14 protein-coding genes and 1 other annotated feature are annotated in these 13,585 nt (G+C 32.6%); of the genes, 10 read left to right on the forward strand and 4 right to left on the reverse strand.

Going from position 1 to position 13,585, the window contains the following annotated elements; translation table 11 throughout:
- Positions 1-70: 70 nt before the first annotated feature.
- From A8F94_RS21305 to A8F94_RS21330, 6 genes are all read left to right on the forward strand, one after another.
- Entirely contained in the window at positions 71-229 is a 159-nt protein-coding gene (locus tag A8F94_RS21305) for a CxxH/CxxC protein (RefSeq protein ID WP_066206085.1), read from the forward strand.
- A 101-nt stretch (positions 230-330) separates the two neighbouring features.
- Positions 331-810: a 23S rRNA (pseudouridine(1915)-N(3))-methyltransferase RlmH gene (rlmH, locus tag A8F94_RS21310; protein ID WP_066205317.1), complete on the forward strand. Its 480-nt coding sequence runs from the start codon at positions 331-333 to the stop codon at positions 808-810.
- Between the two features lie 74 nt (positions 811-884).
- Positions 885-2,033: a Shedu anti-phage system protein SduA domain-containing protein gene (locus tag A8F94_RS21315; protein WP_066205320.1), complete on the forward strand. Its 1,149-nt coding sequence runs from the start codon at positions 885-887 to the stop codon at positions 2,031-2,033.
- A gap of 582 nt (positions 2,034-2,615) precedes the next feature.
- Complete coding sequence (locus tag A8F94_RS25955) at positions 2,616-2,771, forward strand: hypothetical protein (protein ID WP_175384490.1); 156 nt, start codon at positions 2,616-2,618, stop codon at positions 2,769-2,771.
- A 1,239-nt stretch (positions 2,772-4,010) separates the two neighbouring features.
- Positions 4,011-5,213, forward strand: a complete 1,203-nt coding sequence (locus tag A8F94_RS21325; RefSeq protein ID WP_066205326.1) for an FRG domain-containing protein — start codon at positions 4,011-4,013, stop codon at positions 5,211-5,213.
- An 18-nt stretch (positions 5,214-5,231) separates the two neighbouring features.
- Positions 5,232-6,419 carry a DUF262 domain-containing protein gene (locus A8F94_RS21330; protein WP_066205329.1) on the forward strand — a complete coding sequence of 396 codons (1,188 nt, stop codon included), beginning with the start codon at positions 5,232-5,234 and terminating at the stop codon, positions 6,417-6,419.
- Positions 6,420-6,570: 151 nt separating this feature from the next.
- On the opposite strand, the gene A8F94_RS25960 is transcribed toward A8F94_RS21330, so the two are convergent.
- Both A8F94_RS25960 and A8F94_RS21335 read right to left on the reverse strand, forming a co-directional pair.
- Positions 6,571-6,735 (reverse strand): hypothetical protein, encoded by a 165-nt coding sequence (locus tag A8F94_RS25960; protein WP_175384491.1) that lies wholly within the window; start codon positions 6,733-6,735, stop codon positions 6,571-6,573.
- Between the two features lie 13 nt (positions 6,736-6,748).
- A complete protein-coding gene (locus A8F94_RS21335; protein ID WP_066205332.1) occupies positions 6,749-7,417 on the reverse strand; it encodes a hypothetical protein in 669 nt (222 codons plus the stop codon).
- Between the two features lie 82 nt (positions 7,418-7,499).
- Here A8F94_RS21335 and A8F94_RS21340 point away from each other — a divergent pair, with 82 nt between their 5' ends.
- From A8F94_RS21340 to A8F94_RS21350, 3 genes are all read left to right on the forward strand, one after another.
- Entirely contained in the window at positions 7,500-8,117 is a 618-nt protein-coding gene (locus tag A8F94_RS21340; protein ID WP_066205335.1) for an AAA family ATPase, read from the forward strand.
- A 705-nt stretch (positions 8,118-8,822) separates the two neighbouring features.
- Positions 8,823-9,266 carry a hypothetical protein gene (locus A8F94_RS21345; protein ID WP_066205338.1) on the forward strand — a complete coding sequence of 148 codons (444 nt, stop codon included), beginning with the start codon at positions 8,823-8,825 and terminating at the stop codon, positions 9,264-9,266.
- Between the two features lie 228 nt (positions 9,267-9,494).
- Entirely contained in the window at positions 9,495-10,085 is a 591-nt protein-coding gene (locus A8F94_RS21350) for a DUF4839 domain-containing protein (protein ID WP_066205340.1), read from the forward strand.
- A 110-nt stretch (positions 10,086-10,195) separates the two neighbouring features.
- On the opposite strand, the gene A8F94_RS21355 is transcribed toward A8F94_RS21350, so the two are convergent.
- On the reverse strand, positions 10,196-10,462 hold the full coding sequence (locus tag A8F94_RS21355) for an Ada metal-binding domain-containing protein (protein WP_066205345.1): 267 nt from the start codon (positions 10,460-10,462) through the stop codon (positions 10,196-10,198).
- 646 nt (positions 10,463-11,108) lie between these two features.
- The gene (locus A8F94_RS21360; protein WP_066205347.1) at positions 11,109-11,891 is read right to left on the reverse strand and encodes a metal-dependent hydrolase; all 783 of its coding nucleotides are present in this window, start codon (positions 11,889-11,891) and stop codon (positions 11,109-11,111) included.
- Between the two features lie 443 nt (positions 11,892-12,334).
- Positions 12,335-12,609, forward strand: a binding site (T-box leader).
- 68 nt (positions 12,610-12,677) lie between these two features.
- Here A8F94_RS21360 and A8F94_RS21365 point away from each other — a divergent pair.
- On the forward strand, positions 12,678-13,541 hold the full coding sequence (locus A8F94_RS21365) for an SAM hydrolase/SAM-dependent halogenase family protein (protein WP_066205349.1): 864 nt from the start codon (positions 12,678-12,680) through the stop codon (positions 13,539-13,541).
- Positions 13,542-13,585 lie beyond the last annotated feature (44 nt).

Here is a 13,585-nt window from a genome sequence, read left to right on the forward strand (position 1 = left end):
AAGGGTTTGTTATGATGGGAATAACCAGTTTGCATTTGTGGAAAATACAAATGAATGGGAGGTGGATCCAATGATTTATTGCTGTGAAGAACATGTCGATTTGGCTTTAGATAAAGTCGTAGATGAACATGAAACCTTTCCGATCCTTGAAAAAGTGGTTGTGGATAAGTTATCAACAAGCTGCGAATTTTGTCAAAAAACCTCAGTATATATTGTGGCGAACGGATGATCTCCTACAAGATGTGGATAATAAATGTGGAAATGTGGATAACTCCTGTTGATAACTTGTTTGTAAACTGTTTGTAACCAAATTGTAAAGGGCTGTGGATTGTGAATATCTCGATTGTGACAGTTGGCAAATTGAAAGAAAAGTACCTTAAACAGGGAATCGAAGAATATATCAAAAGGCTATCGGCCTATTCAAAAATAGAAGTGATTGAAGTGCCAGATGAAAAGGCTCCTGAAGAAATGAGCCTGGCGGAAATGGAGCAGGTCAAAAAAAAGGAAGGAGAACGGATCCTTGCCAAGATAGGGCAGGACCCGTATGTCATTGCATTAGCAATAGAAGGAAAAATGCAATCCTCCGAAGAGCTTGCTTCCACCTTGGATAACCTGGCCCTTCATGGGAAAAGTAAAATTGCGTTTGTGATAGGCGGCTCACTTGGCTTAAGCGGAGAAGTTTTATCGCGCGCAAATGAAAAGCTCTCATTTTCCAAAATGACGTTTCCCCATCAGCTGATGAGGTTGATATTGGTGGAGCAGATTTATCGGGCGTTTAGGATTAACAGGGGGGAACCTTATCATAAGTAAATGCGGTTTTTGTATTTTTAGAGCTCTCACTCGTATTGTAAATAATAATAAAATTTTCATAGGAGGGAAATTTTTTGAGAAGATTAGACATGTATAAAAAACCAAATTTATTGCGTACCTTGGTTACACATAGTGGCGAAGATATTGATGAAGATTATAAAAAGTATTCAGATGGTAAAAAAGATCTAAAAATAAATGTAGAAAAGTATAGAGAAGAGCCTAATTTTTATGAAATTGTTAAAGAAATGATTTTTGACATTGATGAAGAAAGTAGACCATTGCTTTACATTATCTGTTATACGTTTAATAGTTCTTATAACAGTGTTGAAGTGGCTGCTTTATTAACAACGTCTGTTGAAGGCTCAAAAGATGAAATAGATAAAGATATACTACATGAACTAGCTATGTCAATTATATACAATGTACCTGTTTTTCCTAATGATAATAGTACAGAACAAAAGCTTGTTGAATATTATAACGAATTATATGAATATGGTTTTGAATTATTAGATGAAAATGGTGAATTAAAAACTTACAAACTTACAAATTCTATTATGCCAAATCTTGAAGAAGAAGTTGATTTGACGAGCAATGAAATTCCAAGAATTTATTCGTTTAGTGAAGTTAATATCTATAAAAATAAAATAATGGAGAAATTAAAACAGCTCGATAATGCTCAATACGTTATTAATAATTTGAAAGAAGGAATTAAAAAATTATCAGACTTATTAAATAGTTCATTTAGAAATGAGAATAAACTTCAAACAATTTTGACAAACTATCCAATATTATTTGGAACTGAATATATTAGAGTATTAGATAAACATAGTTTCGGGTCAGAATATGAAGCTGACTATGTATTAGAAAGATATAGTGGTCTTTTTGATGTTATTGAAATTGAAGCAAGTACTTTAAATATTTATACTAAACAAGGTAACCCGTCTAGTGAATTAGTACATGCAGAACAACAAATAATGGATTGGTTAGAGTGGATTGAACACAATAACCCATATGCACGTGAAAAAATCCAAGAATTATATTCACCAAAAGGCTATGTGGTCATTGGAAGATCAAAAACTTTAACACCAGAAAACAAAGAAAAGCTCAGAAGAAGGAATCTAATTTTTAGAGATAAAATTGAAATAATTACCTACGATGATTTATTAGATAATGCTAATTCATTATTAAACATTTTAACTGGTAATAAAACGGAAAATTATTGAAAACAGGAAGGTAATAATGATAATTACTTATTTTATTACTAACTTGTGATTCGATAGGTATTGATAATCACAAATAGACTGACGATTATTCACAATAACTAATTAGAAACCTACCATAAGCCAGTGTGGTTTTTTTTTGAAAGCGAACGAGTAGGACTCCAAAAAAGAAAGTATAAAGAAAAGTTGGAAAAAAATGTTCAATCCACCTCTACTCTAATATATTAAAGAGGAGGGAAGCGACCTAAAAACCAAGGAAAACCTTCTACCAGATCTAAGTTTCTCAATATGAGAGGTCAGCTATTTTCCCTATCATTACAGTCTATTTTAATGATGAAAAGGTAAAATCCTTACATGAAATGAATCAGAAAGTAATGTAAGTTATAATGAAAGAAAAACGAAAGGATTTGGTTTGGCAGTTCTAAAAATGGGGATAATACTAACGATTTTGAGGATCATTTCGAATTTAGTTATAGATATAATAAGGATGGGGCTTACCTGGAAAACTTTAATAGTGGTGAAGAGAGGCATTTTGAATTTGAAGTGAATGTCACTATTGAATTCCTTTGGGATATGGATAAAAATATGTATGAAGTTAATTATTATGTTTCTTCACCAACCGTTACTGATGTTGATGTACCAAATTATGATGAATTTGCAAAAGATGTATACAGAGATTTAGAAAGTAAAGGAATTAACTTAGACTATATTCCTGATCGCTTTGAATGGAATATGTATTAAGGGTAATAATCGTATATTTATTAGGCGTTGGTTAAATTTTAGATTATAAAAGAACTTGCGAAGAATAATCATTCCCTGCAAGTTCTTGAGTATTAATAGACCCATCGATTGTTCGGTGAGTCTATCATCTTTACATACCTACGAAAAATGTTTGACGCAGACCAGAATTATTTTAATACTGTATATTCTTTCTTAGCAAAAGACTTTTATAAGTGGCTAAGGTCACAGAATCCAGAAGATTATATCTAAAAGAGTATCTTGGAATGGTTCTTTAAATAGATTCTTCTCAAACATCTCTTCACTGTTATTTCAAGCCATGTTTACCATCCGTGCATTCGTCTTTCTTTTTAACGTGTTGTGCATAACACTCTATCACCTTCTGAAAAGTCGTCTGGAAAGCGTTCATTAATACGTAGAATGACTTCTTCTAATGAATCTCGCTCTTCTACTGGTTTAACAGAGCATCCACACTTCCAGGATGTTCATATTTCAAGGCGAAGAAGGATTAAATATTCCAACTCTTATAGCGTTTATTATTCTATTTCTTGTAATTGGAAACTTATATATGTATAACAATTTATATCATATTAACCCTGTATTAACGTTGTTTTATGACATTCATATTGCTACAGAATCGGCTGGAAAAGATACTATTATTATATCAAATAAAAATAGCGATTTTTATGAGAAATGTGTCCCCAGGAGTAAGGCTATATACGAAAGATAAAAAAAATAAATTAACTTATACTAAGGTGATCACCTTTATTATATTATTGGCTGTATTTTTATTTTTTTGGAATGTTCAATTTCTGGGTTTTATATATGAATTTACAGCTTATATCCTGAAGTTAATAATAAAATAATTAAATGAGTTATAGAAAATATTGTTGTTGCATAAGCAACGTAAGCAGCACTATTTTTGTATGTTTCAGTAATTTCACTATTGTTAGCTTGAAAAAAGAAAAACCCATTATTTATTAATACGTGAGCAGCTTAGGAATATAAAAAACTAGTTTTAATATGGGAAAAACCGCACTTAGATACATTACGGAGAACCGTATCATAAGTACATGAGGTTTTTTATCAATGTCGTAAACAAGTAAAGTTTACGGCATTTTTTTAATTTATGTTTGAAAATAATTATAATAATAACTAAATCCTTGTTCATAACCAAATATTGCCGAAGTAAAAATATGGTATATTATTAACAGCTAACTATAGAACAAGGGGGAATAAAAAGTGAATCTAACTGACTTAATAGATAATATTTTAGATATATTTAGTCAAGTAGAGCCTGAATCCTATAATTTTGAAATGTTAAAGCAATCTTTTATAAGAGATAATACAGAGTATGAGAAGTTAACGGAATACATGGATCAAGAGATAAAAGATATTTTGACAGAAAGGTTTGAAGAAAGTGAGGAATTAGTTGGAAAATGGTTTGATATAGTTTATAGCATTAAATATCATTTTTCAGTAAAAAAATATGATATCGCAAACCAAACTGAACAAAACCTTAGTGAAGTGGATACATCTCGTGTAGAAGAGTTATTATTAAAGAAAGGCTTACCTAATAAATTTAAAATTAAAGTAGAAGAAAACATTCTAAAAATTGAATATGATTTTTCTGATGAAAGTGAATGGAAAGGGTTAGTTAAAGACCTGGAGGCCTGGGACAAAGAAAATGTCATAGAAACTTTTTCAAATACATTTAAAGTTAATCAAGAGAATATTCAGTACATAGAAAGTGTAACTGAATATGTAGATTTTATATCTAAGTTTGATAACTTTAATTTTGTGTCTAGAGGTCAAAAAGATTGCCGATACACATTAACACCCTCACTTTATAGGATACATACAGACAGTTATAAAAGTCATTCATCCATGTATGAATCTTTATTCAAACAAAAAGTGGCATTTTATGATAATTCAGTAGAAAAAAAGGATATAGAAGAACTTAGGGCTTACGCCCAACATTTTGGATTACCTACTAATTATCTAGATTTTACAGAAGCACATTTAATTTCATTACTTTTTGCTGTGGAAGATTATAAATACAATGAAAATCATTCAATAGTATATTTTGTTGATGCCTCAGCTCATAATAAAGAAGTTATCAGAGATGAAATAAAACTTGTTGATTTTTCTGATAAGGATTTAAAAACAACAAAAGAACGTACTTATTCAGATCAATCTTATTTCATTAAAGTAGGAAACTCTAGCGAGAGAATTCACTTTCAAAAAGGGTGTTTTCTTAAAGTGGAGCCGGGAGATAAGTTAGAAAATATGTTAGCAAAACATACAAAAGTAGCTATTATCGATAAAAAATCAAAGAATAAGATATTAAGTGAACTATTTAACTTAGGTATTACTTTTGAAAATATATATCCAGATAAGGATAACATGGTTAAAACAATAAAATTTATTTATGAAGAGGCATGAGAGGAGGATTTTTAATAAATGGAGATTAGTCATAAAATAGAATACCAACGTCCTTTAATATCAGTTCAGGATATAATTAATTTTATTGATAAGGGTGAAAAATACATAAAAAGTGACTTGGAGAACCTAAGTGACAATGAGCAATTAGAAGTTCTACATGGTATCGTTTTAAGTCCAGATTATCAAAGACAATATAGATCTACTTTAGCAGAAGAAGCTTCTATAATTGAATCGCTTTTACTAGGCATTCCAATCCCAGAAATTTTTTTAGTAAGAACTAGTAATGCAGGTATTCAACTTCGTCATGTAATGGATGGGCAACATCGCCTTACAGCAATTTATAGATTTGTAAAAGATAAATTTGCATTAAAAAATTTGGAAATATTAAGTGAAGATTTTTCTGTTTACAATAAAAGGTTTTCCGAGTTAAATCGGGAACATAAAATAAAAATTTTAGGAAGTCACTTATCAATACTAGAATTCTTTCCATTTGAAGATGATGAAATTGAAATTGAATTATTTAAAAGGTACAACAGAAATACCAAACCATTGGAAAAACATGAAATTGCAATGGCCACTTATTATTCAAAAACCAGTCAATTTATTACCAATTTTATAAATGAAATAATTGAAAATAGTGAAAAAAAACCAGAATACTGGGATCTGGTGAGGATTTACAATATTACCAAAGATAGAAAGGATAAACAGAAAAACCATCAGGAATTGTGCATTCTATTAAGTATATTACTTATGGGACCAGATCTCACAGCAAAAGATGGTGTGGAAGCAGCTAATAATTTTCTAAAATCAAAATCAAAGTTGTTCAAAAATGATGAAGATGAAAACTTAGGAGAGTTGAAGTTAAAGTTAGACGCCTTTAATCAATTTGTACTTAAGTTATCTGAAGTTGTAGAATATCCTTTTTCAAATAGTATTTATAAAATATCAGAGAAAAGAATGGCCAAGTATCATGTAGGGGTGTCTATGGTTTTAGCAGTAATATTTTATTATTTCGAAATAGATATTGACCATCCAGAGTTAAGTGGAGAGGTTAGAAATATTATACTTAAAAGCCCTTTAGGTGATATTGAATATAATGCTTCGAGCACTAATACTAGGAGTTTAGTGAATTATTTAATTGATAAAAATAATATTTTTAACGAAGTATATAACTCCCTAACATTAAAAGAGAGCTTCCATATTTAAATACCCTCATTTTGATAATCACGCGAGAACCATACCATAAGTCAGTCAGGTCTATTATTAAATTGAAAATTAATACAGGTAACCTTAATAAAAGGTTACCTGTATATATAAATGGTTAACAAATTTGAATTAAAAAAAGATAATTAAAATATTATGACTCGATAATTTCAAATTCATCTAAAGAATAACAATAATCTTCACCAGATTCATCTATTATCCTCCACCAATCAAATGCATCTTTAGAAATGACATCATATATATTTCCATTTGTTAATGAGAGACTAGTTTTTCCTAGATATCTGACTTTAAATAACATGTTACACCACCCTTTATCTTTTAGGTAGCTCTCTTATCAATTTTTTGATTTTCATATCTACTTTTCCTATATTTATACAAGAATACCAATGGACATCGGCAATTCCTTTTATAGAGGTAGAAACATTTTTTACGATTGCTTGACCTGTTACCTTTTCCCAATCATCAGGATTAGTATCAATATCATTTTGATGTTTATATAAGTTGACCAGTCTTGCTAACTCGTCGATTTTTCTATGATTATTAGAAGAGGCGATAACTTTAACTTTTCGAATATAAGTACCGCCAGTAATTACCCACTTCCCGTCCATTCCAAATAAAGGAATACTCTTGGGGATAAAAATATCATTTTTATAAAAAGCAGTGTCTGAAGTGGCAGCAACTTCCAGTATTGTTTTACTAATCAATTTATGTACAGGACCAATTTTTATACCTTTATTTTTAATATTATAGCCCACATCAAAAAATGATAAACATTCAACTTGGTCAATTTGTTTTGTTTCAATAATTTGATTTTTAATATCATCTATTAACCAAAGATTATTATTTAGGTAGAAAACATAATCCGTACCAGATTCATCAATTACATTAATCAAATTATCCTCAAGTTTATTAAGTACCACATATTGTTTACCTTTTATGAGGCTTAAACTGCTTTCACCAATATAGGTTAATTTTGTCATGTAATTCACTCCTACATCTCTTATAGATAGATATTTATGAAAAGCTAAAAATAGCATTGTATGGTAAATGAAGGGTTCAGTGATGCTTAAGTCTATAATTTTTAAGAATTTTAAAACTCACAAAAATTTGGTTATCTCATTAAATGACTTTAATGTTCTGGTAGGTCCTAACAACAGTGGTAAATCAACAATTTTAGATGCACTTAGAGTTTTATCCGGTGCATATCGCTTCGCTTCTAGATACAAGCCAACTTTAATTAAACTTGCAGATGGTAAAACGACATATGGTTATAATATCCCGGAATCAAGTATACCCATTTCAATAAGACACATTCATACTGATTACAATGAAGAAACCACCTCTATACAATACAAGTTAAAGGATAAAAAATCCATTTTTATTTTATTTGATTATAAGAAAGAACCAATTCTTTATTTTGAAGGAGAAAGAAAACCAGTAAGGTCTGCTGTTCCTTTCAGAACTGAATTTCCTTTAAACCTTGCGATTGTTCCTACCTTAGGTCCTTTAGAAGAAGATGAAGAAATTCACAATGAAGAATATGTAAAAAGGTGGGCTAGTAGCCACCGAGCCCCAAGACTATTTGGAAATTTTTGGTTTTATGATAAAGAGCATTTTGGCACATTTAAAGGAATATTAGAGGAGACTTGGCCAGGTGTAAGTATTGATTTACCAGAATGAGAATCAATGCTTTCTACAACACTAAATATGTTTTGTACTGAAAACAGAATCACGCGGAAGTCTTTTGGTCAGAAAACGGGTTCCAAATTTGGTTACAATTATTGACCCACATAATAAAGTCACAAAACGCTGATTTTATAGTTATTGATGAACCAGAAATATATCTTCATCCAGACCTACAATGACAACTTATTTTTACATTGAGAGGGTTAAAGCTGAAGGTAATCCTAGCTACTCATTCAATTGAAGTAATAAATGAAGTAGATCCAGATGAGGTATTAATTGTCGAGAAAAATAAAAAAACTGCTCAAAGATTAACGGATTTAACTGGGTTACAAAATGCTGTTGATATACTTGGTTCAACTCAAAATATACATCTAACTACTTGCAAGAGGCAAAAAAGTTCTATTTGTTGAAGGAAATGATAATAAGTATCTAGAAAGACCTGGAAAAATCTCTGGACATTCTTCTATATTCAGCAGTGGAGACCTTACGGTAATTCCCTTAGGAGGATTTTCTCAGTGGGAAAAAATAAGCCATGCCGAGTGGGCTTTTTCAGGTGTTCTTGGTGAAGAGATTAAAATTGCTGCATTATTTGATAGAGATTACAAATATACAGATCAAATTCTTGAATTTAAAGAAAGTTTAAGAAAAAAGATTTCTTTAGTTCATATATTAAAGAAAAAAGAGATTGAGAACTACCTTTTGTCTTCAAAGGCAATAGAAAGAGCTATAAAAAAATTAATTAAGAGGATAAAGAATGGTTCTTTAGAGAATCTTCAAGATATTAATATAGATAAAATCCTTAATAATATTGCAGACGAATATAAAGAGGATGTCTTAGGGCAGATAATTGACCATGAGTATAATTATAAAAGGAGTAAAGGGATTGCGTTATCTAGTTTAGTTTCTAGTAAGGGAAAGGAATTTGAATCAGATTGGTCTAGTATTAATTATAGGCTTTCAGTTATCCCAGGAAAAGACGCCTTCTCAAAACTAAATAAATTTCTCCAAAAAGAGTGGAAGATTTCTATTTCACATCAGCAGGTTTTACAAAATCTAACAAAACGCGAGATTGATGAAGAAATCGTGGGAATATTTTTAGCTCTGGAACAATTTTTAGAGCGTAATGTTAGTGCGTCTTTTTAAAAAGTTAAAAAAAATAATAAAGAACACATATAGATACTATACGGTGAACCGTATCACAAGTGATGAACAAGCAGAAGGTTCAGATAGTTTAGATAAAAATATATTCCCTTGCTCTCCAAAGCTTGGCTCTGGTTGGCTTCATGTTTTCTTGTTGGTTACGTGATTGCGGGTATTGGGGAAATAATGGAACATATTTGCTTGGGTTATACATCATTTAAGGAGGCCATTATGAAGAAAATTTTCTTAATGCTTTTTTTGATGCTTGCTATTATCAGCGTTTCAGCATGTTCTGATGAACAGGATTCTGTAAAAACGGACACAGAACCAACCGAGGAAACGAGTTCTAAGAAAAGTAACTCAGAATCTACTGATAAAGAGAGTTCTGAGACAGAGGACCAATCCAACAATGATAAACCTGCGGAGAGCAAACAGGAAATTTTGACGGTACAAAATAATGAGGAGCTAGCAGCAGTCTTGGCAGTCAAGGATCCATACGAGCCAATTGTTGGTGAATTTGCAGAAAAATATGCTGGCGGAACCATTGAATTTAATGGAAATATTGCAGATATGATGCCACACGGGAATTCTACAACACGATATGATATTTTAATATATGCGGGTGATTATAGTGAAACAAATGCTATTGGACCTAGCTTTAAATTCGAAGATGTAAGTATTTCTGATTTAAACCTTACTGGCTCTGAAATACCAGATACGATAGGCGCGGGACAAAATCTTATTATTACGGCTGTAGTTGAAGAATACAATGAAAGCTCTGGGCTTTTCATACTGGAGCCGGTTTCTACTGAAATACGATAAAAGAATTAAAGAATGGATATTTTGAAGAAGAGCTTGGAAATGTTCCAGGCTTCTTTTTTACTAGTTTGTATTGGCCAGTTGGGAAGTGTATGTATAATTGGTTACCGAGATTATTTTCCTTGCTGCGCCTTCCAACTAGCATATTTGTCGCGCATGCATGCTCCGCATGGGCGATAACCGGCTGCAATGGCGATTTCCTCATCGGCAAAGAAGACCCGGGTTTCCACATATCCTCCTTGGGCTATCGCTCGTAATGCAGCATGGCAATCCAGCCGTCCATAGATTTTCGCTTTCCCGTTCCCGCCTAGGGTTCCTGGGATTACACTCTGGTATGGCTGGCGGTTTGCATCAAGCAGGGTGTACATTTTTTCAGACATTCCGTTCGCTCCTTTGTCCTTAACTGCGCTGTTTGGGTAACTCGTCTATATTTCAAATGGTACTTCATATAATTTCCAGTTGAAATTTCAATATAATTCTAGGTTTTTCACCTTTCCATACTGATGAAGTGGAAAGGATACTTATTAACGTGCAAATAAAAACTTCATTAGAGTTAGATCAATTGTGGACCGTTACTGGACCGAGCTGTACCGATCCTTTATCAGAAATTAGTGGGGCCAAATATAATATGATAATACTTATTGTGGTTGTTAAATTTAATAAAACCTCATTTAAATACATAAGGGGGACTGTATTATAAATAGATGCAGTTTTAATTATGAACAATGATAGACAAGCTCATTAGATAAATTGGAGAGATTGCCAAAAGGAAACAAAAAAACAGAGATGATAAAGAGCTTATCTCTGTTCTATTACTTATCTTGTAGTATACAATCACTGAATAGTAAAATCACCTTGAGCTATTAAGTTTGAACTATTTTTAACAGTAAGGCAGCAGAACGAGGAATGACCTTAATACGTTGGCTAGAATTCAAGAACGATTTTCATATGAATGGATTGTATTAGAGGTCATGAAGGCACAATCAATTGAAGGACAACGATATTGGTACTTTTTATATAATATGGCTATTTCTTAAATTCCCTTTCCTCTCCATATCCCATCGTTACCACTTCTGTTTGTTGATAATCGTTTAACAACTCTTTCAGGTCTCTATCTCTATCTATCATATATGCCACTACGGGAAAGGCATTCAATAATTGTTCAAGGGTCTCCGGTGATGTGGCACTTTTTTTAGATGGAAATGTATGGCTTGGAATAACGTATTGAACATCCAATAGGTGCTTTACTGCATAGGCTGCTTCTTTTGGTCCCATTGTAAAATGGCCTGATGAGGATAATATTGCAATCTCTGGATTATACACATCTTGAATTAACTTCATATCGTACATAAGAGCGGTATCCCCAGAATGGTAAACTGTATAATCATTGTCAAAGTCAAAAATATAACCAGATGCCTCGCCCGCATATATTGGGGTTCCTTCTATCTCCCCGTATGAGGATGTATGTTTTGCTTGTACCATTGTGACGTTAAGATCTTCGAAGGATACCAAACCACCTAGATTAATAGGTAGTACATTTTTAATACCTTTTTGCAGAAGGATCATGGCCAAATCATATTGGGCAACAACCATAATGTCAGGTTTGTTTTCCACTACCTTAGAAAGCCCACTTGTATGATCAAAATGTCCGTGTGTCAAAAATACACAATCAATAGCATTATAAAAATCCTTATTATCTAGCTGTTGTGGAAATCCTGGATTTAAATCAATAAACGGATCTACGAGGTAATTTTTTCCTCCCTTACTTGTAAACATATACATTGCATGGCCAAGCCGTAATATTTTCATTACATTCTTCTCCCCCTAATATTAGTAAAGTAAAACCATTATCATTCTATTCCTGACTTTCTAATTAATAAGTACGCATTTACAAAATGTATAAAGTTTATTTTCTTTCATGAGACCAGTATTTCACAAACGGGTCACGTTTCTGGAATATTGGCGTAAAAGAAGCCGGGTAGGATTAAATGATGATAGTGATTTAGATTTGAAGTACCTGGGACGTTGTGTTGAATTAGCAAAAAATGCGCTAGATAAAGGTGACATCATACCTATCAAAAAACTGCCACTTTTACAGGGTGGGTGACCTTATCATAAGTAAATGAGGTTTTGAAGGCTGGCTTAGGGAGAATATATGTCCTCCTACCTTAATTTCTTCTATTCAAAATAAACATCTTGCATTTATTATTAATTGCTGTATAATTCAGATAATATTAAAAATCTAATTATCTTTAATGACGATGATGAGAAAAAGTAGGATTACTTATTTTACACAGAGAGCTTCGGGAGCTGAAAAGAAGCAAAAATAATAATCTGAACAATGGCCTCGGAGTCTCGTGCTGAACATTTTATTTTTAAAATTAGTAGGACACGACGAGAATTGGTACTCGTTATCAAAACCACAGTATAAAGAGAGTTTTTTGAGCTCTCGTACTTGCAGAGGCCGATTTGCGTGAGCAAGCGGTGAAATAAGGTGGTACCACGTGAATTCAACCACGTCCTTATCGTAATTGATAAGGACGTGGTTTTTTTATGTCCAAAATGACTATTTTTTACATGGGGGAGCGATTGTAAATGACAAAAAGCAATTTAGTTTTGCAGACAGATTTCGGTATAAGCGATGGGGCGGTAAGTGCAATGTATGGTGTTGCGATTTCAGTTGACCCAGCACTCAGAATTTTTGATCTGACCCATGATATTCCACAATATAATATTTGGGAGGCGTCCTATCGCTTATACCAGACCATTTCATATTGGCCTGAAGAAACCGTGTTTGTTTCCGTTGTCGATCCAGGGGTAGGAACGGATCGCCGCAGTATTGTCGTCAAAACGGCCGACAATCAATATATTGTTACGCCTGATAATGGAACACTTACCCATATTAAAGCGGAAATCGGCCTTTTAGAAGCAAGAATCATTGATGAAACGGTCAATCGTTTGCCAAACTCGGGCGAATCGTATACATTCCATGGCCGTGATGTGTACGCTTATACCGCAGCAAAACTTGCTTCAGGTGTGATTGCCTTTGAACAAATAGGCCCAGAAATTTCTGTAGATTCCATTAATCAGCTTTTTAAATTGGAACCTTCTCTTGAGGAGGGCACCCTTATCGGAAATATTGATATTCTTGATGTTCGCTTCGGTAACCTATGGACCAATATTGACCGAACGCTTTTCAATCAATTGGAAGTTAGACATGGCGATTCTTTTGAAGTAATCATCCAAAATGATATCCGCCAAGTGTATAAAAATATCATGACATATGGACGCTCTTTCGCTGACAGCCATCTAGGAGAACCGCTGCTCTTTATCAATTCGCTCGATAAAATCGGTGTGGCCATTAACCAAGGCTCGTTTGCCAATGCATACCATATCGAAACAGGCGCCAAGTGGAAAATATCCATTCGCAAGATTCCGAAAATAAGCTATAATCAATAAAGTGCTTTCATACTTTTGTACTATAAATATTTTTAAAAAAGGGA

The organism is Bacillus sp. FJAT-27225 (assembly GCF_001685025.1).
Classification (GTDB): domain Bacteria; phylum Bacillota; class Bacilli; order Bacillales; family Cytobacillaceae; genus Bacillus_D.

What these genes read in the sequence shown, in the direction of transcription:
- A8F94_RS21305 (WP_066206085.1), top strand. Translation starts at nt 71, where the DNA reads ATGATTTATTGCTGTGAAGAACATGTCGATTTGGCTTTAGATAAAGTC.
- A8F94_RS25955 (WP_175384490.1), top strand. Translation starts at nt 2,616, where the DNA reads ATGTATGAAGTTAATTATTATGTTTCTTCACCAACCGTTACTGATGTT.
- A8F94_RS21330 (WP_066205329.1), top strand. Translation starts at nt 5,232, where the DNA reads ATGGAGATTAGTCATAAAATAGAATACCAACGTCCTTTAATATCAGTT.
- A8F94_RS25960 (WP_175384491.1), bottom strand. Translation starts at nt 6,735, where the DNA reads ATGTTATTTAAAGTCAGATATCTAGGAAAAACTAGTCTCTCATTAACA.
- A8F94_RS21335 (WP_066205332.1), bottom strand. Translation starts at nt 7,417, where the DNA reads ATGACAAAATTAACCTATATTGGTGAAAGCAGTTTAAGCCTCATAAAA.
- A8F94_RS21340 (WP_066205335.1), top strand. Translation starts at nt 7,500, where the DNA reads ATGCTTAAGTCTATAATTTTTAAGAATTTTAAAACTCACAAAAATTTG.
- A8F94_RS21350 (WP_066205340.1), top strand. Translation starts at nt 9,495, where the DNA reads ATGAAGAAAATTTTCTTAATGCTTTTTTTGATGCTTGCTATTATCAGC.
- A8F94_RS21355 (WP_066205345.1), bottom strand. Translation starts at nt 10,462, where the DNA reads ATGTCTGAAAAAATGTACACCCTGCTTGATGCAAACCGCCAGCCATAC.
- A8F94_RS21360 (WP_066205347.1), bottom strand. Translation starts at nt 11,891, where the DNA reads ATGAAAATATTACGGCTTGGCCATGCAATGTATATGTTTACAAGTAAG.
- A8F94_RS21365 (WP_066205349.1), top strand. Translation starts at nt 12,678, where the DNA reads ATGACAAAAAGCAATTTAGTTTTGCAGACAGATTTCGGTATAAGCGAT.